General features: G+C 45.8%; 26 protein-coding genes, 1 riboswitch and 1 other annotated feature. Of the genes, 20 read left to right on the plus strand and 6 right to left on the minus strand.

The annotated features are described in order from the left end of the window. The first annotated feature begins 73 nt into the window (after nucleotides 1–73). Nucleotides 74–610, plus strand: coding sequence for a spore maturation protein (locus D2962_RS03990; RefSeq protein WP_120765330.1), 537 nt, complete (start codon nucleotides 74–76; stop codon nucleotides 608–610). On the opposite strand, the gene D2962_RS03995 is transcribed toward D2962_RS03990, so the two are convergent. Both D2962_RS03995 and ltaE read right to left on the minus strand, forming a co-directional pair. Further along, the gene (locus D2962_RS03995) at nucleotides 599–1348 is read right to left on the minus strand and encodes a tRNA lysidine(34) synthetase (protein ID WP_245984887.1); all 750 of its coding nucleotides are present in this window, start codon (nucleotides 1346–1348) and stop codon (nucleotides 599–601) included. The genes D2962_RS03990 and D2962_RS03995 overlap by 12 nt on opposite strands. 6 nt (nucleotides 1349–1354) lie before the next feature. Beyond that, complete coding sequence (gene ltaE / locus D2962_RS04000; RefSeq protein WP_120765329.1) at nucleotides 1355–2389, minus strand: low-specificity L-threonine aldolase; 1035 nt, start codon at nucleotides 2387–2389, stop codon at nucleotides 1355–1357. Between the two features lie 277 nt (nucleotides 2390–2666). On the opposite strand from ltaE, the gene D2962_RS04005 reads away from it, so the two are divergent. From D2962_RS04005 to D2962_RS04015, 3 genes are read left to right on the plus strand one after another with little or no spacing between them, the layout of a single operon-like run. Beyond that, nucleotides 2667–3248, plus strand: coding sequence for a Uma2 family endonuclease (locus tag D2962_RS04005; RefSeq protein ID WP_122014209.1), 582 nt, complete (start codon nucleotides 2667–2669; stop codon nucleotides 3246–3248). Nucleotides 3249–3301: 53 nt separating this feature from the next. After that, complete coding sequence (locus D2962_RS04010; RefSeq protein ID WP_120765327.1) at nucleotides 3302–3577, plus strand: acylphosphatase; 276 nt, start codon at nucleotides 3302–3304, stop codon at nucleotides 3575–3577. 14 nt (nucleotides 3578–3591) lie between these two features. Then, nucleotides 3592–4920 carry a replication-associated recombination protein A gene (locus tag D2962_RS04015; RefSeq protein ID WP_122014210.1) on the plus strand — a complete coding sequence of 443 codons (1329 nt, stop codon included), beginning with the start codon at nucleotides 3592–3594 and terminating at the stop codon, nucleotides 4918–4920. Between the two features lie 16 nt (nucleotides 4921–4936). Here D2962_RS04015 and D2962_RS04020 read toward each other — a convergent pair whose 3' ends face one another. Next, the gene (locus D2962_RS04020; RefSeq protein ID WP_120765325.1) at nucleotides 4937–5392 is read right to left on the minus strand and encodes a sporulation membrane protein YtrI; all 456 of its coding nucleotides are present in this window, start codon (nucleotides 5390–5392) and stop codon (nucleotides 4937–4939) included. Further along, a complete protein-coding gene (locus D2962_RS04025; protein WP_222927673.1) occupies nucleotides 5389–5721 on the minus strand; it encodes a YtrH family sporulation protein in 333 nt (110 codons plus the stop codon). The genes D2962_RS04020 and D2962_RS04025 overlap by 4 nt, the downstream gene beginning before the upstream one ends. 237 nt (nucleotides 5722–5958) lie before the next feature. Here D2962_RS04025 and D2962_RS04030 point away from each other — a divergent pair, with 237 nt between their 5' ends. Beyond that, nucleotides 5959–6993 carry a protein-glutamate methylesterase/protein-glutamine glutaminase gene (locus D2962_RS04030; RefSeq protein ID WP_120765324.1) on the plus strand — a complete coding sequence of 345 codons (1035 nt, stop codon included), beginning with the start codon at nucleotides 5959–5961 and terminating at the stop codon, nucleotides 6991–6993. A gap of 152 nt (nucleotides 6994–7145) precedes the next feature. Further along, a complete protein-coding gene (locus tag D2962_RS04035; protein ID WP_245984888.1) occupies nucleotides 7146–8123 on the plus strand; it encodes a P1 family peptidase in 978 nt (325 codons plus the stop codon). Nucleotides 8124–8260: 137 nt separating this feature from the next. On the opposite strand, the gene D2962_RS04040 is transcribed toward D2962_RS04035, so the two are convergent. Then, complete coding sequence (locus tag D2962_RS04040) at nucleotides 8261–9973, minus strand: IS1634 family transposase (protein WP_122014211.1); 1713 nt, start codon at nucleotides 9971–9973, stop codon at nucleotides 8261–8263. A gap of 271 nt (nucleotides 9974–10244) precedes the next feature. On the opposite strand from D2962_RS04040, the gene D2962_RS04045 reads away from it, so the two are divergent. The 8 genes from D2962_RS04045 to D2962_RS04075 all read left to right on the plus strand — a co-directional run bounded on the left by D2962_RS04045 (nucleotide 10245) and on the right by D2962_RS04075 (nucleotide 17860). Further along, nucleotides 10245–10589 carry a nucleotidyltransferase domain-containing protein gene (locus tag D2962_RS04045; RefSeq protein WP_120765322.1) on the plus strand — a complete coding sequence of 115 codons (345 nt, stop codon included), beginning with the start codon at nucleotides 10245–10247 and terminating at the stop codon, nucleotides 10587–10589. After that, entirely contained in the window at nucleotides 10570–11010 is a 441-nt protein-coding gene (locus D2962_RS04050; protein WP_122014212.1) for a HEPN domain-containing protein, read from the plus strand. The genes D2962_RS04045 and D2962_RS04050 overlap by 20 nt, the downstream gene beginning before the upstream one ends. Nucleotides 11011–11116: 106 nt before the next feature. Next, nucleotides 11117–11431, plus strand: a binding site (T-box leader). 131 nt (nucleotides 11432–11562) lie between these two features. Then, nucleotides 11563–14700, plus strand: coding sequence for an isoleucine--tRNA ligase (gene ileS, locus D2962_RS04055; protein ID WP_122014213.1), 3138 nt, complete (start codon nucleotides 11563–11565; stop codon nucleotides 14698–14700). Nucleotides 14701–14713: 13 nt separating this feature from the next. Beyond that, complete coding sequence (locus D2962_RS04060) at nucleotides 14714–15211, plus strand: nitroreductase family protein (RefSeq protein ID WP_120765320.1); 498 nt, start codon at nucleotides 14714–14716, stop codon at nucleotides 15209–15211. Between the two features lie 270 nt (nucleotides 15212–15481). Beyond that, complete coding sequence (locus tag D2962_RS04065) at nucleotides 15482–16360, plus strand: DNA-3-methyladenine glycosylase family protein (protein WP_122014214.1); 879 nt, start codon at nucleotides 15482–15484, stop codon at nucleotides 16358–16360. Between the two features lie 59 nt (nucleotides 16361–16419). Then, nucleotides 16420–16593 (plus strand): hypothetical protein, encoded by a 174-nt coding sequence (locus D2962_RS17430; RefSeq protein WP_162991094.1) that lies wholly within the window; start codon nucleotides 16420–16422, stop codon nucleotides 16591–16593. A gap of 220 nt (nucleotides 16594–16813) precedes the next feature. Continuing rightward, nucleotides 16814–17470 carry an SdpI family protein gene (locus D2962_RS04070; RefSeq protein ID WP_120765317.1) on the plus strand — a complete coding sequence of 219 codons (657 nt, stop codon included), beginning with the start codon at nucleotides 16814–16816 and terminating at the stop codon, nucleotides 17468–17470. A 114-nt stretch (nucleotides 17471–17584) separates the two neighbouring features. Beyond that, nucleotides 17585–17860, plus strand: a complete 276-nt coding sequence (locus D2962_RS04075; RefSeq protein ID WP_120765316.1) for an autorepressor SdpR family transcription factor — start codon at nucleotides 17585–17587, stop codon at nucleotides 17858–17860. Nucleotides 17861–17943: 83 nt separating this feature from the next. Here D2962_RS04075 and D2962_RS04080 read toward each other — a convergent pair whose 3' ends face one another. Beyond that, the gene (locus D2962_RS04080) at nucleotides 17944–18894 is read right to left on the minus strand and encodes a metal-dependent hydrolase (RefSeq protein WP_162991095.1); all 951 of its coding nucleotides are present in this window, start codon (nucleotides 18892–18894) and stop codon (nucleotides 17944–17946) included. 159 nt (nucleotides 18895–19053) lie between these two features. Then, a riboswitch (glycine riboswitch) is annotated at nucleotides 19054–19145 on the plus strand. Between the two features lie 280 nt (nucleotides 19146–19425). On the opposite strand from D2962_RS04080, the gene trxA reads away from it, so the two are divergent. The 6 genes from trxA to grdD all read left to right on the plus strand — a co-directional run bounded on the left by trxA (nucleotide 19426) and on the right by grdD (nucleotide 25945). Next, nucleotides 19426–19740 carry a thioredoxin TrxA gene (gene trxA, locus D2962_RS04085; RefSeq protein WP_120765314.1) on the plus strand — a complete coding sequence of 105 codons (315 nt, stop codon included), beginning with the start codon at nucleotides 19426–19428 and terminating at the stop codon, nucleotides 19738–19740. A gap of 55 nt (nucleotides 19741–19795) precedes the next feature. Further along, on the plus strand, nucleotides 19796–21079 hold the full coding sequence (locus D2962_RS04090) for a glycine/sarcosine/betaine reductase component B subunit (RefSeq protein ID WP_120765313.1): 1284 nt from the start codon (nucleotides 19796–19798) through the stop codon (nucleotides 21077–21079). 190 nt (nucleotides 21080–21269) lie between these two features. Beyond that, nucleotides 21270–21740 carry a glycine/sarcosine/betaine reductase complex selenoprotein A gene (grdA, locus tag D2962_RS04095; protein WP_120765312.1) on the plus strand — a complete coding sequence of 157 codons (471 nt, stop codon included), beginning with the start codon at nucleotides 21270–21272 and terminating at the stop codon, nucleotides 21738–21740. A 25-nt stretch (nucleotides 21741–21765) separates the two neighbouring features. After that, entirely contained in the window at nucleotides 21766–23109 is a 1344-nt protein-coding gene (gene grdB, locus D2962_RS04100; RefSeq protein ID WP_122014215.1) for a glycine reductase complex selenoprotein B, read from the plus strand. 69 nt (nucleotides 23110–23178) lie between these two features. Then, a complete protein-coding gene (gene grdC / locus D2962_RS04105; RefSeq protein WP_222927676.1) occupies nucleotides 23179–24762 on the plus strand; it encodes a glycine/sarcosine/betaine reductase complex component C subunit beta in 1584 nt (527 codons plus the stop codon). Then, nucleotides 24752–25945: a glycine/sarcosine/betaine reductase complex component C subunit alpha gene (grdD, locus tag D2962_RS04110; protein ID WP_122014216.1), complete on the plus strand. Its 1194-nt coding sequence runs from the start codon at nucleotides 24752–24754 to the stop codon at nucleotides 25943–25945. Before grdC ends, grdD begins: the two co-directional genes overlap by 11 nt. The last annotated feature ends 239 nt before the right edge of the window (nucleotides 25946–26184 follow it).

Genomic DNA, 26184 nt, shown 5'->3' on the forward strand with positions numbered 1-26184 from the left:
ATTACGATATTTCCTTCGATAAAGTATTTTCTACGGCTATGGATTTTCTCGACACTTTTGGGAGGTAATTATTATGATCACCGAAATGCTGGAAACCGCTGCGCCCTTGGTCATTCCCTTCATGATATTTGTGGTTTTTATATATGCTCACATAAAAAAAGTAGACATATTTGAGATCTTTGTAGAGGGAGCTAAAGATGGATTTATGATGGCTATAAAGCTTATTCCGTATCTCGTCGGCATATATGTGGCGGTGGGGATTTTTCGAGAATCGGGAGCTATTGATATACTTGTGGGCCTTTTTTCGCCCATCCTCTCGATAATCAAGGCTCCCACCGAAGTGCTCTTCTTGTCCATTGTGAGAAGTCTCTCGGGGCCAGCAGCTCTTGGCATGTTGCTGGAAATATTCGATAAATATGGCCCCGATTCCTTTATAGGAAGGCTAGGGTCGACCCTTATAGGAAGTACCGATACCACATTTTACATCATAGCAGTATATTTCGGTTCGGTGGGTATTCGTAATCCACGATATTCCATACCCGTGGGCCTCTTTGCAGATTTCGCAAGCTTCGTAGCATCGGTCTACATAGTGCGGAAGTTATTCCTGTAGCATAGTACTAAAGAAATTCTTGCGTTTCATGGCTGCCAGGATATTGGGCCGGGCTTTGGGGAAAATTTTTTCCATGCGGTCCAGTAGAGCTTTCATTTCAACTCTCATAGTGGTTCCCGATACAGGGCACGGGCTTTCGATGACAGGCAAATTTTTAGCGCTCACTATAGTTTTTATGGTCCTTTCATCAAGATAAATGAGCGGTCGGATTAATGTAAGGTTTTTGCGGGAAAGATAGGTCGTCGGTTCGAAAGTTGCAAACCTTCCGGTAAAGATGAGGTTTAAAAAAAGCGTCTCCATTATATCGTCGGCATGATGGGCCAGGGCTACCTTGTTGCAGCCGAGATTTATGGCGGCATTGTCCAGCGCTCCCCGGCGCATCTTAGAACAAAGGGAACAGGGGTTAGATTCCTTCCTCACATCGAACACCAGGGGACCAATATTTGTCTCAATAATCTCAAGAGGAACCCGGAGTTCATTGCAATATTTTTTAAGCGGTGAATAGTCCATGCCCCAGCCCAGGTCAATAGATACCGCCACCATGTCAAAACGGAAAGGTGAATATATTCTCACCGCATCCAGTATAAACAAAAGGGCGGAAGAATCCTTTCCTCCCGATAATCCCACCGCAATCCTGTCACCACTATCTATCATTTTATAATCTATAATGGCTTTTTTCACCTTTGTTAAAAACCATTTGCCATAATTTCGGTTCATACTATTTTCTGTTGGGATCAAAAGGTTTTACTCCTTTGCTATTAGTTTTACAGCCTCTATAGCCTTTTCCACATCCTGCTTTTCTATACCGTGATGGGTGACAAATCTTACACTGGGGCTGTTTCCGCCGTTGACTCTGATGCCCTTTTCAAAAAGCCTGCGGGAAAGCTCGCTGCCTGTCATATTGAGGCCGCCGATATCACAGATGACAATATTTGTTTGTACTGTATCCATGTCTATCTTAATTCCCGGTATGGTGTTGAGGCCTTCAGCCAGGAGACGGGCGTTGTCGTGGTCTTCTTGCAATCTTTTTGTCATTTTTTCCAGCGCTACAATGCCCGCCGCTGCCAGAAACCCGGCCTGGCGAAGGCCTCCACCCATCATTTTGCGGAACTTGCGAGCCCGGCTTATAAATTCTTTACTACCCACCACGATAGAGCCCACCGGAGCGCAAAGCCCCTTGGATAGGCAGAACATCACCGAATCGGCGTATTTTGCGATTTCCTTTACGGGCACCTTGAGATATGTGGCAGCATTAAATATCCTGGCACCGTCCATGTGCACCGAAATCCCGTGCTCATGGGCCAGTTCGTATGTCCTCCGAAGGATGTCCATGGGGATCACCGTGCCGCCGGCCCGGTTATGGGTGTTTTCTACGCAGATAAGACTGGTCCTGGGCTGATGGATATCGTCTTCCCGGATGGCTGCTTCTATATCTTCAGGGTTCATGGCCCCGTGTTTGCCCTTTATCAGCCTTGCCTGCACGCCGGAGAGATATCCTAAACCTCCCACTTCATAGGTTATAATATGGCACTTTTCCTCCAGAATAATCTCTTCTCCCGGCCTGGTATGGGTCATCACACAGACCTGATTCCCCTGGGTGCCGCTGGTGACAAACATGGCGTCTTCCTTGCCCAGCATATCGGCTGCCATTTCTTCCAGCTTATTGATGGTGGGATCTTCTCCGTAAACATCATCTCCTACCTCGGCCTTATACATGGCCTCCCGCATCTCCTGGGTGGGTAATGTGACGGTATCGCTCCTCAAATCGATAAATTCCATATTACTGCCTCCCGAAAAATTATGTGTAAAAAGTTACTTTTGATGAAAGCGTTGTGCCCTGACACCTGTAAATTGACATTTTAATCTTGCAATGTAATAATTCTATAACGAAAATATAAAATCCTTCTTCTGAGTCAACGTGACGGTTCTTTGACTCACCGCTGGCACAACAAAGTGAGCCCTTTTAAAATCAGGTCCGGGTCATATTTTATTGATTTATATCGGAAAATATTGTTATAATAGTCTTAAGAAAAATCCAGACAGGAGGCGGCTCAGTATGAAAAATGAGATAAATATTCCGGGCAAAGAGTTTTATACATATGAAGACTATGCAAAGCTGCCGGAAGGTGCTCCATATCAGTTAATAGGGGGTAAACTCATAATGACTCCTTCACCAACTCCTTTTCACCAATACATTTCGTCAAGGATTGAAAAAAGACTTATCGACTTTGTAGAAAAAAGTAACTTGGGCCTGGTATTTCACGCTCCTTTAGATGTTTATTTTGAAGAAAAGGAAACCTACCAGCCGGATATAATTTATATTTCCAAAGAAAGGCTAAATATCATCGAAGACAGGATAAAAGGTGCACCGGACCTGGTGATGGAGATATTATCCCCTTCCACCGCATATTATGATTTGCGAAGAAAAGCCAGGACTTATGCCAAGCATGGGGTGAAAGAATATTGGATTGTAGACCCCATGGAAAAATCCATTGAAGTATATAAAAATAAGGATGGTACCTTTGAATTGGTACAAAAGGCAGAGGATGAAGGAAATATTAAATCCCTGATTTTACCGGGCTTTGAGATAGAATTGCAACATATATTTGTAGATAGAAACATGTCTAACTTTCTTTAATAAAATTTTCCGCCTCCAAAATCTCACTCTGACTTATGTAAAGGAGCGATTCCATGAAGAAATTTGCTCATATTCGAGTGTACGGCATTGTGCAGGGAGTGGGCATGAGATATTCGACATACAGGAAAGCTACAGCTCTTTCCCTTACAGGATATGTTAAAAACCTTTCCGACGGCAGTGTCGAGATAAAAACCGAGGGAGAGGAAAAAGATATAATGGCCCTTATTGATTACATCAGGACAGGCCTTCGTTGGGCCCAGGTGGATGACATGGATGTAACCTGGGGCGAATATAAAGGAAAATATAACGATTTTGACATAAAGTACTAAAAGGTGTGGTATTCATGGAGCAAAGCTCGATTTTTGATAGTAGTATCAAAAAAAATTCCCCCCTGGCTGACAGGATGAGACCCAGGAATCTTGAGGAATTTGTAGGCCAAAACCATATCCTGGGGCCCGGCAAGGTTTTAAGAAGGCTCATAGAAAGCGACAGTATTACTTCCATGATCCTCTGGGGACCGCCGGGAGTGGGCAAGACCACTCTGGCCAGGATCATAGCAGAAAAGACCCATGCCCATTTTGAGACTTTCAGCGCCGTGCTGTCGGGCATAAAGGAGATAAGAGATGTAATGAAACAGGCCGAGGAGCGAAAGCGCTATGGGAGCCGGACACTGCTCTTTATCGATGAGATCCACCGCTTCAACAAATCCCAGCAGGATGCCTTTTTACCCTATGTGGAAAAGGGGGACATCATCCTCATCGGTGCCACCACCGAAAATCCTTCCTTTGAGCTGAACTCAGCCTTACTTTCTCGCTCCAAGGTCTTTGTGATGAATCCCCTTACCCCTGATGATCTGATGGTACTGCTAAAAAGAGCGGTGGCGGACAAGGACAGAGGCCTGGGCAAGCTCAAAATCAAAACGGAAGATGATGTTTTATATAAAATTGCAAGTTTCGCCAACGGCGATGCACGGGTAGCCCTGAACACGTTGGAGCTGGCAGCCCTTAGCTGTCCGTCAGCTGAAGATGGAACCCTCTATATAACGGAACAGGTCCTGGAAGAGGCCTTGCAGAAAAAGACCCTGCTTTATGATAAAAAGGGAGAGGAGCATTATAATCTTATTTCCGCCTTCCATAAATCCATGAGAAATAGCGACAGTGATGCCGCCGTGTACTGGCTTGCCCGGATGCTGGAGGCAGGGGAAGATCCCCTCTATGTGGCAAGGAGAATGATACGCTTTGCCTCCGAAGACGTCGGCCTCGCAGATCCCGGGGCTTTAGAGCAGGCAGTGGCAGCCTATCAGGCGGCTCATTTTATAGGCATGCCCGAGTGCGGTGTCAATCTCGCTCAGGCGGCGGTATATTTAGCACTGGCGCCCAAATCCAATGCCCTCTACGTGGGCTACAATGCCGCCAAAAAAGATGCCCTGGATACTTTAGCGGAGCCAGTCCCCCTCCACATCAGAAACGCCCCCACAAGGCTTATGAAGGAACTGGGATATGGCGATGGATATAAATATGCCCATGACTTTGAAAACAAAATAGCAGACATGGAATGCCTGCCGGAAAACCTCAAGGAAAGGATATATTATGCTCCGACGGGGGAAGGGGAAGAGAAAAAATTCAGGGAGAAAAAGCAATATCTACAGAGGTTAAAAAGCGATAAAAATTGATTTAAAGCCTTGAGAGCTATTTTTTAACGGCAGTAGCAAAAACTTCCAGGTGTTCGGCCATAATAATAAAGTCAACCTTTACCACGTAGGTGGTATCATTTACATTGAAGCTTCGGCTATTCAACATATGGTATACCAGCATAGGGTCGGTCTTATCCAGGTTTTTACCGATGAGGTCTTTCAGGATATCCATACAAAGCTGTTTTGTTTTCAATAGAGCGTGTTCATCTTTTTCGGTACTGCTCAGGTGCAGTGTAATATCATTTATCACGCTCCATCTTTTTTGGGATAAATTTTTTTTAAGTCTATCAAGTTCTTCCGATTGTTTCTCGAGTTCTATACTTAGCCTGGTCCTTTCCAAAAATATTTTATCCATTCTGACCGAATAGAGCAGAGCCATAAGGCTGGCTCCTGCGACAAAACCCAGCATGACCGATGCTGATACCACTTTAAAGCCCCTGCTCAAATTCATAGTTCTTTAGCCTCCATCAGCGTCATGATAATCCAATAACCCAGGTAGGAGCCGCAAAAGGCACCGCCAATAACCACCAGCTGCCGGAACAGGGCAATTACCTGACCTCCAAATATTCCGGACTCTATTATCCTGATGGTGGAAAAGGTGCCGCCGATGGCTACCACCAGTGCCCAGATGCGGATTTCCTTGGCCAGGGTATGCATGGTTTCCAGGGGAGAGCCGAAAGTAATTAAAGATGAAATGCTTCCTATTATTGCTCCTCCCAGCACCACTCCCAGGGCTGTGCAAAAGGGTAAAAGAAATTCTCTGAAAACCCTTGTCAACACTGAAATCACTCCTGCACGGTTAATATTATCTGCAATGGGAAAACGAACCCAACAACTGATGTCCCCATGCAAAAAGTTGACATAATTAATTGATGCTATAAAATTTTATTTATGAAGTCATATAAATATTATAGAGTTGTGTTTAATGTTGCTACCGTTGAAGAAAGATTGCCGGCCATGATAAAATCAATTAAACACACAAAACAATAGTTAAATATAGTAATGGAGGCACTTAATATGTTTGAAAAAATAAGGGTGCTGGTGGTCGATGATTCGGCCTTCATGAGGAAATTTATTTCAGACGTGATAAATAGCGAAAGCGACATGAAAGTAATAGATACTGCAAAAGATGGCAGGGAGGCCGTTGAAAAAGTTCGGGAATCAAGGCCCGATGTAATCACTATGGATGTGGAGATGCCGCATAAAAACGGCCTGGAAGCATTGGAAGAGATAATGAGGATAAATGAATGCTTTCAGGTGATAATGCTCAGTGGGCTTACTGCCCAGGGCTCCTCCATTACCGTGGAAGCCCTGGCAAAAGGGGCTTTTGACTTTGTCCAGAAGCCTTCAGGTTTTAATTACCTGAAGATAGACCACATTAAGGATGAACTGGTGGAAAAGATAAGATATGCGGTGGTCCGAAAGAAAAAGCTGCAGCAAAATAATAAAGATATAAATGAGTCCTCTAAAATGTTTATCAAAGATGTAAAGATTGAAGCCATAGCCCTGGGGGCTTCTACAGGAGGACCCAGGGTTTTGTATGATGTCATCACGCATTTTCCAAAAGATTTGAATGTCCCGGTGTTCGTGGTGCAGCACATGCCCGCCGGATTTACAAAGGCCTTTGCACAAAGGCTTGATATAAACTCTCCTCTTTCGGTGATGGAGGCAAAGGATGGGGAACCAATAAATCCGGGGAAAGTTTACATAGCTCCAGGGGGCTATCATATGCTGGTAGAAGGCGAAAGGATAAAACTGGATACATCGCCGCCCATTCATGGCGTAAGGCCTGCAGTAGACAAGCTCTTTATTTCCGCTGCAGAAAGATATGAGAAAAACCTGCTATGCTGTGTCTTTACCGGAATGGGAAAAGACGGGGCTGCCGGGGTAAAAGAGATAAAGGCAAGAGGAGGCATAGTGCTTGCTCAGGATGAAGCCACTTCCATAGTCTATGGTATGCCCAAAGCAGCTTTCGACACCGGGTGCGTGGACATGGTGCTGCCTGACTACAAGATAGCTGAAGAAATCGTAAGGCTGACACTTCAGCATTAGAAATTATAACTTCTAAAAGGCTTTCGAGAAATTCCTGACTCATCGTTCGAACTTCCAACATCGAGAAGGGTCATCGCCGCCGCTTAGTTTAATCGTATTCTTTATCATTAATCGAACCTCGAAATTCGAACTTCGAAAAGGGGGGGAATGTAGTGGATAGTATAACAGATGTAAAAGGCATAAAGGTAGGCCATGCTCAGGATCTGGTCGCGGCTACCGGCTGCACTGTAGTCATCTGTGAGAAAGGCGCAGTGGCCGGCGCAGATGTTCGGGGAGGAGCACCTGGCACCCGGGAAACGGACCTATTGAAGCCCCAAAATCTAGTGGAAAAGATACACGCCATATATTTGAGCGGTGGCAGCGCTTTTGGTCTGGACGGAGCATCGGGAGTCATGCATTATCTTGAAGAGCGCGGCATCGGTTTTGATACGGGAGTTGCAAAAGTCCCTATCGTGTCTGGAGCGGTCATCTTTGACCTCAACATAGGGAATCCGAAAAAACGGCCGGACCTTGATATGGGGTATGAAGCATGCCTGAATGCTACCGATAAAAACGATGCCATGGGCAATGTGGGGGCCGGTGCAGGGGCTACCGTGGGAAAATTTCTAGGGGATAAATTTTCCATGAAGGGCGGTTTAGGCACCGCATCTATCAAAGCGGGCGAATTGATAGTGGGTGCCATAGTTGTAGTAAATTGTCTCGGGGATGTGGTGGACCCTGATACCGGACGGATTATAGCCGGAGCCCTCAGCAAGGATAAAACCTGTTTTGCCGATACTATGAAGTTGATAAAAAATGGGGCCGCCGGTGGAGGAGGCCTTGGGAGAAATACCACCATCGGTGTTGTGGCCACCAATGCCGGGCTTTCCAAAGCCGGGGCCAACAAGGTGGCATCCATGGCCCACAACGGCCTTGCCAGGACCATAAGGCCGGTGCATACCATGTACGACGGCGACACCATCTTCTGCATGGCTACGGGAGAAGTGGACGGCGATATTTCCATAGTAGGAAGCCTGGCAGCCGAGGTAGCGGCAATAGCCGTGGTCAGGGCAGTAAAAAGTGCCGAGTCTTTAGCCGGCATACCGGCCTATCGTGACCTTTTCGATAACCCGAATTATTTTCTGCGCTAATTTTCGATACATTGACAACACTTCCCGAGTGCGATAATATCTCACATTTGACAGTTGAAGAAAAGAAGAAGCTTGGGAACCCTTGAAGATAGAGAGACCCAAGCTTTTGTTTTCTCATTAAAAAGTGAGTAATGTATTTATGATTTCGTACATTTTAAAATTTTTTTCATCTGGCTTTTACTGACAATCTGATAATCCGTACGGAAACCAAATGCTTCGTGTATATCATCTGTAAAGTCTGTTCTTGTGTAAGCAGGTATGTAACCCTCACCTTTTACTTCCAAGAAATTCATATCTCTTAATCCATTAATGATTTCATAACATGTATATTTTCCGTTCAGCTTCTTTTCAAGGAGTCTATAGATGACTAAGGAAATGAAGCAGGTCGTAAAATGAGCCATTATTCTATCATCCCGGCTTAAGTATACCGGTCTAGCTTTAAATTCGCTTTTCATAATCCGGAAGCACTCTTCGATTTCCCATCGCCTTCTATTCACATTGATGATTGAAGAAGCATCATCTTCAAGATTTGTACACACAGCATAGAAACCGTCAAATAGCGCTTCTTTAGAAATGAGTTCGGTGTTGATGCGGTATATTTCATGTTCGGCAACCTCTCCTTCAGCAGTGCAGTGGCTTTTTTCTATGAATCTTTTGTAATCATTGGGGTTGCATCTTTCTATTTTTCCAGGGTTGGAATCAATTGCTTTTTGTGCCCGTTCTATCTGGGAGTTTCGGATATTTCTCTGATAATCACGATATTTAATAGAGTAGGTAACAATGAGTTTCTGTTCTAACCCGTTTTCCTTTATCCAGCGTTCTTTATAGAACACCTTGTTCCTATCTTTGTTTTCGTCTAGTTCAGCAATGTTGTAGGTTCTACCGTTATCAGCCAGAGACCAGCCCTTTGGGTCAAGGGCCCATTCCCTCAGGTGTGCTTTCAGCTTTTTGATGGACTGTGTTGTAATAAATGCCCGTTCGCCTTTATTATTGAATTTCCTGTTGCTATCGGATGCCAGTCCTGCATCAGTACATACAATAAACCTGGAAAGATTAAAGTCGGATAGAATTTTTTCCTCCAGAGGCTTTAAAGTCAACTGCTCATTGATATTCCCTTTGTTAATGACAAAAGCAAGGGGGACACCATCTCCGTCCATAAACAACCCCATCTGTACGATAGGATTTGGTCTATGTTCTTTTGAAACACCATATTGTTTCAATCCCTCTTCCTGCTCGATTTCAAAGAAGTAATTCGTGCAGTCGTAATACAGCACACCTGTATTCCTCTTGGAAATTCTCAGACTGTTTTTGTACAGGTAAGACTGTATCAAATCAGCCTCCTTGGCAATGACCTCAAGGGCCCTGTATATATGCTGGAGTTCAAAATCAGGTTGCTCGATAAATTTTGTGGAAAGTTGAAAGGTTGCAAGTTTTGAAGAGGGATAGATGATTCTTGCATAAAGAAGTCTTGAAAGTACCGAGTCCAGGTTGAACGTGAATTTGTATTTCAAAGATATTTCTTTGCAAAGCTTATTGAGTTTAAGTTCATGGTATATCTTTTGAAGAAAAAGATAACCGCCGTTGAAAGAGTGCTGCTCACCCTTTGCAATTACCTTGGATGGGGAGTACTTGACGATGATCTCCCGGTTTTCCTCCTTTTCTTTTTGGTTAAGCTCTTCTATATATTTTTTCGCCCATTCAATGGGATCCTGTCCACCAAGTTTCTCTTTAAGTTCAGCATAAGTACCGAGCTTTTCAACCACCTTTGTAGAACGTCTTCCGTTTTCGTATATAGATTTTGTTATGTACAGGGATGCGGCATTCTTTGATCTTGATACGCATAATCTCATAGTGAAATACCTCCCATCCCTTTTATTGTAACACATTACGCAAAATTACGCAATATTTCCATGGCTAAATTTGACTTTTTTTAATAAAAAAAGCCCTGTTTTCAAGGCTTTTAACGATTTCGATACTTATTCAACTGTCAAAGACCCGCGGCCTATCGTGACCTTTTCGATAACCCGAATTATTTTCTGTGCTAATTTTTGATACATTGACAACACTTCCCGAGTGCGATAATATTAAGAAAAAAGTAAAATAAAATGGGATGAAAATGCCATGGATATATATTTAGAAGAAAAACGATATAAAGTTCTACTTGAAAGTGAGCTTGATAGAATTACCGAAGAATTGAAAAAAATGGGCGCCGAAAAGATAATTCTATTTGGTTCTTATGCCAGAAATCGGGCAGATCTTTTTACAGATCTGGATATTATTGTTATATTGGAATGCGATTTGCCTTTTATTGAGCGCACAGGTTACATATATCAAAGGATCGTTCCTAAAGTGGCGGCAGATATATTTGTATATACACCACGGGAATGGGAGACCGTAAAAGGGAAAGCTTTCTTTAAAAAGGCTGTCTGTGAAGGGAGAGTTATTTTTGAGAAAGTCCGGAATTGAAGAAGGCAAAAGATGGCTGGAACAGGCAAAAGAAGATTTAAAATGGGCCAAAATGCTGTCAGAAGAGGGTGGATATCACATTGCATGTTTCTTATCCCAGCAAGTGGCGGAAAAGGCCATTAAAGCTTTTTTATACTCAAAAGGAGAAACAATAGTCATAGGACATTCGGTAAACTCATTGTCTCAAAAGGCCGGTGAATATGACAAAAGTATGAGTAAGAAAAGCAAAATATGGTCCATATTAGACGGCTATTATATTCCTACCAGATATCCAAATGGTCTTCCAGACAGCATCCCTGCGAAAATATATAATAAAGAAACTGCGGTAAAAGCTGTAGAATTAGCGGAAGATGCCGTAAACACCGTATGTGAATTGATTAAAACTGCTGATGATAATGAAGAGGAGAAACCGGAAGAATAAACGTTTGTATTGCAGCGCAATTGAGTTTTCGGCACATTGACAATGCATACAAAATACGATAATATAATGATTTAGAATATGTTTATGTGGTATATAGCAATATATGGTCAAATCGATGATGGGGACAGTAGGCGCTGGAAAGCCTCAAAGCGAGCCGGGGAGGGTGAAAGCCCGGCAGGATACCGGAGGCCGAAGATCACCCCGAAGTGCGGCATCAAAACGCAAGGAGTAGATGCCGCCGGCAAAGGCCGTTATAGATTTAAGAGGATATAAGGCCGGTAAAAGCGATGGCATGGTTTTAAAAATCTAGCTTAAGCGGAAAAATATTTGAGTCAAGAGAACCGTCCCCTGACTCATCCCCTGACTCATCGTGCTTTATATCTATCAGGGTGGTAACGCGGGAGTAAATCTCGTCCCTTCGGGGGCGGGATTTTTTATTTATTTATATATCATAATTAAGAGCCCAAAGACTTTGTAATGTGGATAGGGCACGATGCCGCATCAAGATTTAAGGTGATTTTATAGTCTTATACTCAAATTAGGAGGTTTTGTATGTTCAAGAAAGTAGAACCCACGATGAACTTTGCTCCCATAGAGGAGAAGATACTGGATTTCTGGAAGCAGAATGACATTTTCAAAAAGAGCATCGAGAACAGGAAGGATGCTCCGGACTATGTGTTTTACGAAGGGCCTCCCACGGCCAACGGCATGCCCCATGCGGGCCATGTGCTGACCCGGGTGGTCAAGGACCTCATCCCCCGCTACAGGACCATGCTGGGCTATAGGGTCGATAGGAAGGCAGGATGGGATACACACGGCCTTCCCGTAGAACTCGAGGTAGAAAAACAGCTGGGCATCAGCGGGAAGCCGGAAATTGAGAAATATGGTGTTGAAGATTTTATCAAGAAGTGCAAGGCCAGCGTTTTCACCTATGAGCAGGAATGGCGCAAAATGACGGAAAGGGTTGGTTTCTGGATAGATATGGACCATCCCTATGTCACATACCACAATACCTATATAGAATCTGTATGGTGGGCGTTAAAGAAGATATGGGAAAAAGGGCTTTTGTATAGGGGCCACAAGGTGGTCCCCTACTGCCCCCGCTGCGGCACATCCCTTTCCAGCCACGAAGTGGCTCAGGGGTACGAGGAGGTGGAAGATCCTTCCGTATTTGTGAAATTTCCGGTGGCGGGAGAGCATGACACCTATTTCCTGGTATGGACCACCACTCCGTGGACCCTTCCGTCCAACGTGGCACTGGCAGTCAAAGATGACTATACCTATGTAAAGGTGGAACACAACGGAGAAAAGCTGATTCTTGCCGAGAGAAGGCTTCAGGTGCTGGATGGGGAATATACAGTGCTGGAAAAATTCCCCGGGGAGAAACTGGCATCCATGAAATATAATCCCGTATTTCCCTTCTTCGAGAAGGAAAAGGAAAGGGCCTACTATGTGGTGACCGCCGATTTTGTAACCCTGGAGGATGGCTCCGGAATAGTTCATATCGCTCCCGCCTTCGGTGAGGACGACTCCAGGGTAGGCCAGAAATACGGCCTGCCGGTGCTGCAACCCGTGGATGCCCAGGGAAAATTTACCGGTGAGGTAACTCCGTGGGCGGGCATGTTTGTAAAGGATGCAGACAAGGGCATAATTAAAGACTTAAAGCAGAGAAATCTTCTGTATAAATCCCAGAAGTACCTGCATAGCTACCCCTTCTGCTGGCGCTGCGACACTCCGCTTCTTTACTACGGGCGCAGCAGCTGGTTCATAAAGACTACGGCTGTCAGGGATAGGCTGCTGGAGGTAAACAAAAAGATAGGATGGCATCCCGAACACATCAGGGATGGACGCTTTGGCAATTTCCTGGAAAATGTCATAGACTGGTGCTTGAGCCGTGAACGCTACTGGGGGACACCCCTTAACATATGGATATGCAAAGAATGCGGTCATCAGCATGCGGTGGGCAGCATAAAGGAATTAAAAGAAATGAGCAAAAACTCCATAGGGGATATCGAACTGCACAAACCCTATGTGGATGAAGTGGTGCTGAAATGCCCCGATTGCGGTGGAGATATGAAGAGGGTGCAGGAGGTCATCGACTGCTGGTTTGATTCCGGTTCCATGCCTTTTGCACAAAATCATTACCCCTTTGAAAATGAGGATTACTTCAAAAGCCACTTCCCGGCGGACTTCATCGCCGAGGCCATCGACCAGACCAGGGGATGGTTCTACAGCCTTCTGGTGATTTCCACGCTGCTCTTTGATGAATCCCCGTACAAAAATGTACTGGTCATGGGCCACGTGCTGGATGAATTCGGCCAGAAGATGAGCAAACACAAAGGTAATGTGCTGGACCCCTGGAAGGTCTTGAACGAGCAGGGGGCCGACGCCATGCGGTGGTATCTGTATGTGGCCAGCCCGCCGTGGAGCCCCAGCAGGTTCTACCAAGATGCGGTGAGTGAAGCCCAGAGGAAATTCCTGGGGACTCTGTGGAATGTGTACTCCTTCTTCGTGCTGTATGCCAATATCGACGGTTTCGACCCGAAAAAATACACTCTCGCCCCTGAACAAAGAAGTGAAATGGACCGCTGGCTATTGTCCAGAGTAAACAGTGTGAATAAAAAAGTCCGCGAAGAAATGAATGACCTGAATATTACCGGTGCCGCCAGGACCCTGGAAGACTTTGTGGATGACCTTAGCAACTGGTACGTGCGCCGCTGCAGGGAGCGCTACTGGAAATCCGAGATGGACAATGACAAGATAGCGGCATATCTCACGCTGTATGAAGCGCTGGTGGATTTTATAAAGTTATCGGCGCCCTTTGTGCCCTTTATCACCGAGGAGCTTTATCAAAATCTGGTAAAGGTGCCGTATCCTGACGCCCCGGAAAGCGTGCACCTCTGCGACTATCCGGTGGTCAGGGAGAAGCTCATCGATAAAACTCTGGAACACAAGATGGAACTGGCCAGAAAGATAGTGGAACTGGGCCGGGCCGCCAGAAACAAGGGCAAGATAAAGAACAGACAGCCCCTTCAAAAGATGATGGTCCAGCTTCGAAATCCCGAGGATGAGGCACTACTTTCGGACCTTTCGGACGTCATAAAGGAAGAGTTAAATATAAAGGAAATCGAATACATCCACGTGGCGGAAGAATATTTTACCTATACGGTGAAGCCCAGGTTTGACCTCCTGGGGCCCAAATACGGCAAGCTCATGTCAGCCATTGCTAAAGAGATAGCAAAGGCTAATGCTATTGACCTTATCAATAGGGCCCGGGAAGAAGGCCAGGTAGTAATTGATGTAAACGGCGAGAAAATCACTATAGCCCAGAATGAACTTGATGTCCGAGCCCAGGATAAGGAAGGTTTCTGCGCCGAAGGTGAAGGCGGATACTATGTGGTGCTGGATACTACCATTACCCATGATCTTATGCTGGAGGGCATAGCCCGGGAGATGACCAGCAAAATACAGAACATGAGGAAGGAAGCCGGCTTTGAGGTAGAAGATAAGATTCATCTTTACTATACCGGTGATGAGATTATTGATGAGGTCATGGGAAAATTCGGCAGAGAGATTCAAACCGATACACTGGCTCTGTCGGCTCAAAAAACCATGCCGCCGGAGGACAGCTTCTCTCAGGAATGGAACCTAAACGACCATAGGGTAATCATCGGAGTGAAAAAAATATAATAGGGGTGATACCATGAACGAGGTTGTAAAGGTTTTAAAGGAGCGCCGGAGCATCCGGGATTACCTTTCAAAGCCAATACCCAGGGAAATCCTGGAGGATATCATCGACTGCGGGAGACTGGCCCCCAGCGCCAACAACGTCCAGCCGTGGCTGTTTGTGGTGGTGACCGAAGAGGGAAGAAAAAGGGAACTGGCCGGCCTGGCGACCTACGGTAAATTTATAGCGAGCGCCGCCGCCTGCGTGGCGGTGTTCTGCGAAAAGGACAATCCTCATCTGGTGGAAGATGGCTCCGCCGCCACCGAGAACATCATCATCGCCGCCAAATCTTACGGCATCGATTCCTGCTGGGTGGCGGGATACAGGAGACAGTACAGTGACGCTGTAAGAAAAGCGCTAAATGTTCCGGAAAAATATGAGCTTGTTTCTCTTGTGGCACTGGGATACTCTGACAAGAACGCCGAAAGACCGAAAAAGCAGTTGAACCAGGTTCTCCACTGGGAGAAATATTAAATCAAAATGAAAGACGAGCCCATAAAGCTCGTCTTTTTCAAAAAAGTGGAGGAGGAAAGCCTGAACTCACGACGTATCTATGGAAAGCACTATAAATGACATATACCCTTTTAATCTGGAGATAATGCTCGATGGCGGCCAGTCTTTTTTGTAGAACAGGCAAGAAGACGGTTCATATATAGGTATATGAGTCAGGGGACGGTTCTCGGACTCAGGAGAAATAGTAAAAAATTATGGAGAGGAGAAAAGCCTTAGTTTGCGGCGGTAGTTATGGCATTCATTATAGATAACATACATCCTTTTAATTTGGAGATTGTGGCTGATGGAGGTCAGGCTTTCCGGTGGGACCGGCAGCAGGATGACTCATATATTGGAGTGGTGGGCCGCCACGTTATGAGGGTGTATCAACAAGATGATTTTATCAAAGTCATTGCCGGTTCCTCTCTCAATGACAAAAATATCAGTACCCTTATATGGGATTATTTCGACCTGGAGAGGGATTATGCTTCAATAGAAAACCGCTTATGCCGGTTTGAGGAACTAAAACCGGCGGTCAAATATTGCAGCGGCAACCGCATCCTTCATCAGGACCCCTGGGAGACCACCGTGTCTTTTATTATTTCAGCCAACAACAGCATACACAATATTAAAAAGACCATCGCAAGAATCTGCGAGTTTTACGGCGAGCCCCTGGAATATCAAGGGAAGACCTATTACACTTTCCCATCTCCCGAGGTTCTGGCCAGGGTGCCGGAAGAGGAATTAAGGAAGACTCGGTGCGGTTTCAGGGCAAAATACATCGCAAAAACCGCCAGAATGGTAGCGGGGGGAGAAATAGATTTGTACGGCCTGCATAAACTTCCTACACAGGAAGCCCGGGAGCAGCTCATGAGGTTTCCGGGAGTGGGCAGGAAGGTAGCTGACTGCATCCTGCTCTTTTCCATGAGGAAATTCGATGCCTTTCCCGTAGATGTGTGGATAAAAAGAGTGCTGGAGCACCTTTATTTCGATGGGCGGGAAATGCCCGTCAACAAACTCCGAGAATTGGCAGAAAAAAGGTTCGGCGACCTGGCGGGATTTGCCCAGCAGTATCTCTTTCACTACACCAGGACCTTCTGGGGAAATAAAAAAATTTTTAATATAGTATAGCATAAATGAAATTAATGTGCTATAATAATAGTGTCAAAAAAATATCGGAGGGGATAAGTGTGAGTCCGGAACAAACTATTATTATAGCAAAAAGCTGTGAAGATTATGAAAAAAGCGGCAGCATTAAATATCCCGCTAGATACCTGGTGCAATTTGAATCCTGCAAGAATTGTGCCCACTGGAACCTCGGAGGATGCCAGAAAGCCCAGGACATCTTAAAGACTATCGATTAGATATATGGGGTCAGGCTTGAATTATTCACTTATTGTCCCAATATTGATATTGTATAGCAATATAGTATGTATAGATATAGCACATTAATTTTGATGTTTAGGCACGCCGTATATTTTGCGGCGTGTTTTTATAAAGGAAACAATATTGATTTTTTTGTATTATAGATTATAATATAGTTAGATATTTTTCTAAATATCTAAATTAGGAGGGTAGCTATAAATGAACGAAAAAGTAAGATTCCGCTTACCAATAAAATGGTGGATGATTATTTTAATTTTTACGCTGTATGTAGTCGGTTTTATACTTTATCATAAGCTGCCGGATATGGTGCCAAATCACTGGAACATGGCGGGAGAAGTGGATGGGTATATGGCAAAGGAAAGCTTCATCATATTTTTCCCGTCACTTATCCTGGGACTTTATCTTTTGATGTCCTTAGCACCTATGATAGACCCAAGGTCGGACAATTACAAAAAATTCAAGGGAGTATTTGAAGGATTTAGGGTTTTAATAGTATTGGTTATGATAGTGTTATATTTGACATCAATTTTATTTGCCTTGGGGATACCGGTGCCTATAGGGAAAGTTGTCATGTTATCTGTGGGAATTTTATGGGTATTTATAGGCAATTATTTCGGCAAAGTGAGGTTTAATTATACTTTCGGTATAAGGACACCCTGGACTCTGGCGAGTGAAGAAGTCTGGAATAAGACACATCGGGTTTCGGGGCCGCTGTGGGTAGCGGCAGGCATCATTATGATGCTTAGCATATTTATACCGGATAAGCCGGCATTTATTATAGATATGACAGCCATAGCTATCACCGGAATATATGGATTTATTTATTCCTATTGGCTTTATAATAAGCTTAAATGAAATAAAATAAAAATTGTTGATACTGCACTAGTCGCTCACAAGAGAAACCGTGCACCAAACAATATAGATACAGACCGGATACAAAAATTATTAGATTTGAGAAGGTGCTAGAGTATGAGCTTGAATGTTATATTTAAAGCCCTTTCGGATCCCATCCGCAGAAAAATCCTGATGATGCTGAAGGAGCATGATATGACTGCCGGGGAGATAGCCGAGAAGTTTGACATAACAAAGCCCAGCATATCCCACCACTTGAACATATTAAAACAGGCGGGGATGGTGCTGGACGAACGAAAGGGACAGAATATATATTATTCCATAAACACTTCGGTCTTTGAGGATGTGGTGAGCTTCGGGCTGGAATTACTGGGGAAACAAAAGAAACTTTGATTTCGATCTGCCTTCCGGCTTCTGGCCTCGAACCTATGAAATGACAGGTGCAGGCGCACAACACTTTTAAATGCAATGTGCTATTAAATCGCTATGCAGTTTTCCGGCGAAAAGGGATGAAAGAGGCCTTCGAGCAAATCCCCTTCTTCGGAAACTATGACAGTGGCACTGTGAAGGAATCTGTCCTTTAAAAGATACCGTAGATCATAGAATTGAACGTAAAAATATTCCCCCTTTCGTATGAGGTCGATATAGTAGAAGGGCGTAAAACTCTTAAAGATCTCCCCCGGCTTTGAGTTTAAAGCCAGCTGGACCATGGGGTGATCCTTGCATTTCAATAGTTCTTTGAGCACGGGCTTAAACAATTTTTTCGGAAATGAATTGATACTTCCCACCAGAAGGGATTTTTTCGTCTCCACGATAAATATCCAGGAAAAAATACCGAACATGGACGGCATGACCAGAACCCTGTGCAGGGCTTTTTTTCTATATTTTAGTTTTAGGTACCTTGCAATCCTACAGCGGATATAAAACCTGAATATAAGGTATAACATGGCCAACAAAAATAATGAATGTTTTGAAAAGGCGTCACCGGGTAAAAAGGTTATTAAGAAAAAAGGAAAAATAAAAAAAGGGTCAAAGATATTCAAAAGAGGTATGCTGAAAGACCTGCATGAAAAAGGCCAAAGGAGTTTTATCCCGTGAGAATTAAGGATATCCAAAATTGAATGGGAGAGGGCTCCGAGGAGTGTCCAGAAAAAAATCTGAAAAAATCCTTCCGATGGGAGCCCCGGTATAAGGGTCAAGAGGGACGCTGTAAAGGCTGATATGGCCGTTATTCCCAATACCGAATGGGATTGAGCCCTGTGATTCTTTAAATAGGTCAGAGGACCCCACATTCTGAGGACGATATCGAAGTCCGGGGCCAGTGAACCGACGATGTTGCCTATTAAACTGGGGCTGAAGGGTGCCGGCGCTGAATTTGCCAGGCTAAAAATACCAAAACTTACGGCAGCATGGGTTACTGGGTCCACGGAAATCCTCTCCCTCTTTTTGGGATAAAAAACATCCCGTTTATAGTATATCATTAAACATCAATAATTTCACCGAATAATAATAGGTATTGCAGGTAGAAATTTCTTGCCTAAAACAAAAATACGTAATATAATATTAGTGAAAAGAATAACTTGTGAATGAAGGATATGGAAGAGACCCTTAAAAAGGGCGCCGAAGGGGTAAGTGGCAAAGCCATGAAACTCTCAGGCAAAAGGACCGTATCCAGACATATCTCTGGAGAGCCGAAAGGCACCGAAGGAGCAAATTTCCGGCCCTGGCCGGGAAGGAATCTCTCAGGTGAGAAACAGAGAAATAAAGGCTTAAAACCTTTATTTCTCTTTTTGTTTGTCCAAATTTTAGCCGACGGATATTTGTATTTATTATAAGCAGAATATACGGTAGGGGTAACGTTAGAAAACAAACCATACAAAATGTAACAACTGATTTTTCCGGTACTACATAAATCCATTTTTGTAAAAATGCAATTTAAATTTAAGGAGGTCATTGTCATGATTGAACTCACTGCCGAAAATTTTGAGGAGGAGGTGATGAAATCCAAAATGCCTGTTTTGGTGGACTTCTGGGGTCCCCGGTGTGAGCCATGCAAGGCTTTGATGCCTCATGTGGAAAAGTTGGAAGAAAAATATGGGGACAGGGTCAAGTTCTGCAAACTGGATACTTCCAAAAACATGAGGCTGGCCATTTCCCAGAAGGTCATGGGTTTGCCCACCCTCATTGTTTACAAAAACGGGCAGAAAGCCGATGAAGTCACCAAAAATGTAACTATTGAAATGGTCGAGGAGATGATCAAAAAAAATATATGATTGTTTTCATACCGGGGGAGAAAAAGTATAATTTCATTTCAAGGAGGGAAAGAATTTGAAGCTGGAACTCGGGAATTTTCATGTAAAAGACCTGGTCTTTGGGGAAAAGACCGGATTTAAAGACGGCATTGTGACCGTTAATAAAATAGAGCTTTCCAGTATGCTGCTGGAAGACGGCAGGCTTAAAGCCGTGGACCTGGATATTGCAAAACCCGGGGAAGAAGTAAGGATTATACCGGTAAAAGATGTCATAGAACCAAGAGTTAAAGTGTCAGGCGGCACTGTATTTCCGGGGTTTCTGGGCAAACCCATCACCGTAGGTTCCGGTAGGACTCATGTCTTAAAAGGTATGGCAGTGGTGACCTGCGGCCGTATAGTGGGCTTCCAGGAAGGCATTATCGACATGGCAGGCCCCGGAGCCGAGTATACCCCCTTCTCAAAATTGTTCAACCTGGTGGTGATAGCCCATCCCAGGGACGGTCTGGATTCCCATGAGCACGAAGAGGCCGTAAGGATTGCCGGATTAAAGGCTGCTGCCTATGTGGCGGAGGCTGTAAAAAGCCTTGAGCCAGAGGAGACCAGGGCCTATGAGACTAAATCCATCGCCGGTGCCCTTTCCGAATACCCGGGGCTGCCCAAAGTGGCCTATGTTTATCAGCTACAGAGCCAGGGCCTCCTGCATGATACTTATGTCTACGGTGTCGACGCCAAGAGAATCATCCCTACGCTTATATCTCCCACAGAAGTCATGGACGGGGCCATCGTCAGCGGCAACTGCGTTTCGGCCTGCGATAAAAACACCACCTATGTGCACCAGAACAACCCGGTCATAGAGGAACTCTATGCAAGGCACGGCAAGGATATCAATTTTGTAGGCGTCATCATCACCAATGAAAATGTAACCCTGGCCGACAAGGAGCGGTCCTCGGATTATACGGCAAAACTGGCTGAATACCTGGGCCTTGATGGGGTAATCATAACTGAAGAGGGATTTGGCAACCCGGATACGGACCTCATCATGAACTGCAAAAAAATAGAGGGAAAAGGAATCAAGACAGTGCTCATTACGGATGAATATGCCGGAAGGGACGGCGCTTCCCAGTCCCTGGCCGATGCCGATGTAAAAGCCGATGCGGTGGTGACCGCCGGTAATGCCAATGAGGAAATAGTGCTGCCCCCTATGAAAAAAATCATAGGCCTCTCAGATACCGCCACCATCATCGCCGGAGGCTCCCAGAAATCCCTGCGGGATGACGGCAGCATTGAAATTGAACTTCAGGCCATAACAGGGGCCACATCGGAAGTAGGCTTTACCCGCATGAGCGCGACGACATATTAGAAGTTCGAGGTTCGAAGTTCGAATCTAAGATATCGAACATCTTAAAGACTTTTCATGATATTCAAGGTACGAGAAAGGATATCCGTTTTGAAAAATCACAGTGAAATTGAAAACGGAAGATAATAGCATATGGTGAACAAAATATGAGATCATAAAAGATACTAAAAATAAATATAAGGGAGGAATTTTGATGTTTGAAGAAAAGAAAATCATCATCGTTGGAGACAGGGACGGTGTCCCGGGACCGGCCATAGAAGCCTGTATGAAGACCACTAAAGGAGAAGTGGTGTTTTCCACCACCGAGTGCTTCGTCTGAACGGCCGCCGGTGCGATGGATCTGGAGATCCAACAGAGAATTAAGGATATGGCGGAAAAATATGGAGCCGAAAACGTTGTAGTTATACTGGGTGGAGCAGAACCTGAAGCAGCAGGAATTGCTGCCGAGACGGTGACTAATGGTGACCCCACCTTTGCGGGCCCGCTGGCGGGCGTTTCCCTGGGCCTGGCGGTGTACCACATCGTAGAGCCCGAGGTAAAAGCCGCTGTGGATGCCGGGGTTTATGACGAACAGGTGGGTATGATGGAAATGGTGCTGGATGTGGACGCCATTTCTAAAGAAGTGAGCAAGTACAGGGAGCAGTATTCGAAATATAAAGCATAATGAAATCATGAAAGGAGGATTCGTTATGGGGAAATATAGAGTTGTCCATTATATAAACCAGTTTTTTGGACAGATAGGCGGAGAGGAAAAAGCCGATACTCCCCCCCAGGATAAAGAAGGAATAGTAGGGCCCGGCATGGCCTTCAAGATGGCATTTGGTGAAGAGGCAGAAATTGTGGGTACCGTCATCTGCGGCGATTCATACTATAATGAGCATCAGGATGAGGCCAGGGCTGATGTGCTTTCCAGGATTAAAAAATATAATCCGGAGCTGGTCATAGCAGGGCCTGCCTTCAATGCGGGCCGTTATGGCATGGCCTGCGGCAGTGTTTGCAAGACCGTAATAGATGAACTTTCCATACCCGCCGTAACCGGAATGTTTCCCGAAAACCCCGGGGTGGAGGTTTTCAAGAAAGATGTCTATATCGTGGAAACCGCCAATTCTGCGGCGGGCATGAGGGATGCAGTCTCGAAGATGGCTGGGCTGGCATTGAAACTGGCCCGAGGGGAAAAAATAGGTCTGCCGGCCGCGGAAGGCTATATTCCCCGGGGAGTCCGCAAGAACATCTTTGTGGGAGAAAACGGCGCCCGTCGTGCGGTGGATATGCTTGTAAAGAAATTGAAAGGTGAACCCTTTACTACCGAATACCCAATGCCGAATTTTGACAGGGTAACAGCCGCACCCGCGGTAAAAGACCTTTCCAGAGCCACCATTGCTCTGGTGACGTCGGGAGGGATAGTCCCCAAGGGCAATCCGGACCGCATCGAGGCCTCAAGCGCTTCCAGGTTTGGTAAATATGACCTGGAAGGAGTGGAATTCCTCACTTCAAAAGATTTCCAGACGGCCCATGGCGGCTACGACCCGACTTACGCCAACGAGAATCCCAACCGCGTGCTGCCGGTGGATGTTATGCGCGACCTGGAAAAGGAAGGAGTCGTAGGAAAGCTGCACAGGTACTATTACGCCACAGTGGGCAACGGCACCTCGGTAGCCAGTGCCAGAAGGTTTGCCCAGACTATAGCAAGAGAACTAATAGCCGACGGAGTCCAGGCGGTTATACTCACATCTACCTGAGGCACCTGCACTCGTTGCGGCGCAACGATGGTAAAGGAACTGGAAAGGGCAGGGCTTCCTACAGTGCATGTGTGCACCATAGTCCCTATATCCCTCACGGTAGGTGCCAACCGCATTGTGCCGGCGGTGGCAATACCACATCCTCTGGGGAATCCGGCCCTGAACCACGAACAGGAAAAAGAACTCCGCCGGAGCCTCATAATGAAAGCACTCCATGCACTTAAGACCGATGTGGATAAACAGACGGTGTTTGAAGAAGCTGTTCCAGAAAAGGAAGCTGTTACTCTAAAGTGAAATAAAGGTAACCGGCTAAAAGCCGGTTATCTATATTCGAACTTCAAACATTGAAAGGAGGTTTTTTGCTTGACCTTTCCCGTCATATCCGGTTCAAGTTACATCATGGTGCATACCCCAAACATCATGATGGCTGCCGGCACCACACAGCTCCTTGAAAAACAAAACGAGAAATCCGAATACTATCGCCGGGCTCCGGCACACATCAGAAGCTACGAAGACGCCGTAGCCTATGCCCCAAATCAGGCATACATAGGAAGACTGAAGCCCGATGATTTGAAAAATATAAAAAGACCCTGGTATGAAAATCCCCTGCCCGGTGCCGAGCGCTTCGGACCTTATGGGGAGATAATGCCCGAAGATGAATTTTACGGCCTTATGGCTATGGCGGACGCCTTTGACCTGGTGATGCTGGAAAAGGGCTTTGCCCTGGAAATAAAGCAGAAATTATCGGCACACCCTCTGATGACCGATCAGGATCTTGCCCGTATAAAAACCGGCACCGATATGGAAACCATAAGGCAACTTTTGGGACAGGGTGCCATAGAGCTTACATACCACGGCCATACGGTAGGCTGTATAAAAAAAGCTCATGATGTGGATGAAAACCTGTCTGCCCATACAATGCTCGAAAACATTGCCACAAAGGCTTCGGCTGTCCTAGCATTAAGGCACCTGATCAAAAATGCAGGCATATCTCCCTGGGGTATAGACTACATCATAGAATGTTCCGAAGAAGCCTGCGGAGACATGAATCAGAGGGGCGGAGGCAATTTTGCAAAGGCTGTTGGCGAAGTGGCCGGATGCGTAAATGCCACGGGGGCCGATATCAGGGGATTTTGCGCCGGGCCGTCCCACGCCCTGGTGAATGCCGCAGCTCTTGTATCTGCGGGCATCTTCAAAAATGTGGCGGTGGTGGCGGGGGGTGCAGTGGCCAAGCTTGGTATGAATGGCCGCGATCATGTAAACAAGGGCATGCCCCTGCTGGAAGACATGCTGGGAAGTTTTGGTATACTGGTAACGGCCAATGACGGTAAAAATCCCGTGATCAGAACGAATTCCATAGGGAGACATACCATCGGCTCCGGTGCTTCACCCCAGGCGGTCATCCAATCCATCGTCTACGACCCACTGGAAAGACTCGGCCTCAAGGCTACGGATGTGGATAAATTTGCCCCCGAGCTCCAGAACCCGGAAATTACAGAACCTGCCGGAGCCGGAGATGTGCCCAAAGCAAACTTCAAGATGATTGCGGCATTGGCGGTAAGAAGGGGCGAGATAGAAAAGGCAGCCATGGAAACATTTATAGAAGAACATGGTATGCCGGGCTTTGCACCCACTCAGGGCCATATCCCTTCCGGAGTACCTTTCATCGGTCACGCCAAAGAACTTATACTTTCCGGTAAAATGACAAGGACCATGATCATTGGCAAGGGCAGCCTCTTTTTGGGCCGTATGACCAACCTCTTTGACGGCATATCCTTTATAATTGAGAAAAACCCCGGAATTATTCCGGAAGAAAAACCCGCAGCAGAGAACGTAAAAGAACCGGCAAAGGCCACTGAATCAAAAGATATTTCCATATACCTGGCAGAAGCCTTCAGGGAATTTGCCGATTACCTCAGGGCAAGGGGGAAGGGCGATGGCACTTGATAGAGCGGAACTTTTCTACCACCTGGCTGACGCCCTGGAAGGCAAACGTAAGAAAATAAAGATTGGAATTACCGTTTCAGGTGGGGAACACCCTCCCGAAATGCTTCTTTTCGCGGCCCGGAAAGCACAGGACTTGCTGGACGGTGTGGAGGTTATCGCCCTGGGTCCCGCCGAAACCCTTGCAAAAGAAAGCCTGAAAGGCGTTCCGGCAGATTGCCTGGCGGATGCACATAGATTAATGGAAAAAATGCTGGATGATGGCGAGCTCGACGCCGCTGTGACCATGCACTATAACTTCCCCCTCGGAATTTCCACGGTGGGAAGGGTTGTCACCCCCGGAAAGGGCCGGCCTATGTATATAGCCACCACCACCGGCAGCGCCGCCGCCGGAAGGGTGGAGGCCATGGTAAAAAACGCCATATACGGTATAATTGCCGCCAGAGCCGCCGGCGATGAAAATCCCTCTCTGGGAATCCTGAACCTGGACGGCGCCCGGCAGGCGGAGCGCCTGTTGAAAGCCATAAAAGACAGAGGTTATGATATAAATTTTGCCGAGTCTCTAAGGGCCGACGGCGGCTGTATCATGAGGGGGAACGACCTTCTGGCCGGCTCCTGCGACATCATGGTCACCGACACCCTCACGGGCAACCTTCTCATGAAAATATTTTCCGCCTACACCACCGGCGGAGACTATGAGGCTTCGGGCTGGGGCTACGGTCCCGGCATTGGAGAAAATGCAAGCAGGATAATCCTGATTTTGTCCCGGGCTTCAGGAGCACCGGTCATGGAGGGGGCCATAAGATATGCAGTGGAAATGGTCCGGGGAAATCTCCTGGAAAAGACCAGAGAGGAATTTGTGAAGCTTAAGGCCCTGGGGTTTGACGAGATTTTAAAAGGTACCGCCGAAGGCGCCCCGGCCGGCCAGGATTCTTTGCCCGGAGCGGGGAAAACCAGTGCAATGCCGTGGAAAAGCGGATTGTCTGTTTCCCCTCCGCCAAAAAAAGCCGTCACCGAAGAGATAAGCGGCATAGATGTGCTTCAAATGGAAGAAGCGGCAAATACCCTATGGAAAAGCAACATATACGCCGAAACCGGCATGGGCTGCACAGGGCCGGTTATCCTGGTGGCCGGCGAGGATTTAAAACAGGCTGTGCATATACTAAAAGCAGAGGGGTATCTATAAAATTAAAGTTCCTGAAAGTTTTATGGCTGTTGACAAAGCTGGTCAACAGCTTTTTTGTTAAAACTTACAAAAAAGAAAGTATGTAAAAATCCGTCGGGAAAGCCAATCAGCAAAGCATGATGTAAAGTACTCCAGAATTTTATTTTAAAAAAACCCCAAAAATATAAAATTTATATCGAATATTATAATATAAAGTTATTGGAAAAATAAATTTCCTTTTTATTCCAATAATAATAAAA

Source organism: Biomaibacter acetigenes, assembly GCF_003691585.1.
In the GTDB taxonomy this organism is placed as follows: domain Bacteria; phylum Bacillota; class Thermosediminibacteria; order Thermosediminibacterales; family Tepidanaerobacteraceae; genus Biomaibacter; species Biomaibacter acetigenes.

Excerpts from the sequence above, each read along its gene's own strand:
- D2962_RS03990 (WP_120765330.1), top strand. The coding sequence starts at position 74 with ATGATCACCGAAATGCTGGAAACCGCTGCGCCCTTGGTCATTCCCTTC.
- ltaE (WP_120765329.1), bottom strand. The coding sequence starts at position 2,389 with ATGGAATTTATCGATTTGAGGAGCGATACCGTCACATTACCCACCCAG.
- D2962_RS04005 (WP_122014209.1), top strand. The coding sequence starts at position 2,667 with ATGAAAAATGAGATAAATATTCCGGGCAAAGAGTTTTATACATATGAA.
- D2962_RS04010 (WP_120765327.1), top strand. The coding sequence starts at position 3,302 with ATGAAGAAATTTGCTCATATTCGAGTGTACGGCATTGTGCAGGGAGTG.
- D2962_RS04015 (WP_122014210.1), top strand. The coding sequence starts at position 3,592 with ATGGAGCAAAGCTCGATTTTTGATAGTAGTATCAAAAAAAATTCCCCC.
- D2962_RS04020 (WP_120765325.1), bottom strand. The coding sequence starts at position 5,392 with ATGAATTTGAGCAGGGGCTTTAAAGTGGTATCAGCATCGGTCATGCTG.
- D2962_RS04030 (WP_120765324.1), top strand. The coding sequence starts at position 5,959 with ATGTTTGAAAAAATAAGGGTGCTGGTGGTCGATGATTCGGCCTTCATG.
- D2962_RS04040 (WP_122014211.1), bottom strand. The coding sequence starts at position 9,973 with ATGAGATTATGCGTATCAAGATCAAAGAATGCCGCATCCCTGTACATA.
- D2962_RS04045 (WP_120765322.1), top strand. The coding sequence starts at position 10,245 with ATGGATATATATTTAGAAGAAAAACGATATAAAGTTCTACTTGAAAGT.
- ileS (WP_122014213.1), top strand. The coding sequence starts at position 11,563 with ATGTTCAAGAAAGTAGAACCCACGATGAACTTTGCTCCCATAGAGGAG.
- D2962_RS04060 (WP_120765320.1), top strand. The coding sequence starts at position 14,714 with ATGAACGAGGTTGTAAAGGTTTTAAAGGAGCGCCGGAGCATCCGGGAT.
- D2962_RS04065 (WP_122014214.1), top strand. The coding sequence starts at position 15,482 with ATGGCATTCATTATAGATAACATACATCCTTTTAATTTGGAGATTGTG.
- D2962_RS04070 (WP_120765317.1), top strand. The coding sequence starts at position 16,814 with ATGAACGAAAAAGTAAGATTCCGCTTACCAATAAAATGGTGGATGATT.
- D2962_RS04075 (WP_120765316.1), top strand. The coding sequence starts at position 17,585 with ATGAGCTTGAATGTTATATTTAAAGCCCTTTCGGATCCCATCCGCAGA.
- trxA (WP_120765314.1), top strand. The coding sequence starts at position 19,426 with ATGATTGAACTCACTGCCGAAAATTTTGAGGAGGAGGTGATGAAATCC.
- grdD (WP_122014216.1), top strand. The coding sequence starts at position 24,752 with ATGGCACTTGATAGAGCGGAACTTTTCTACCACCTGGCTGACGCCCTG.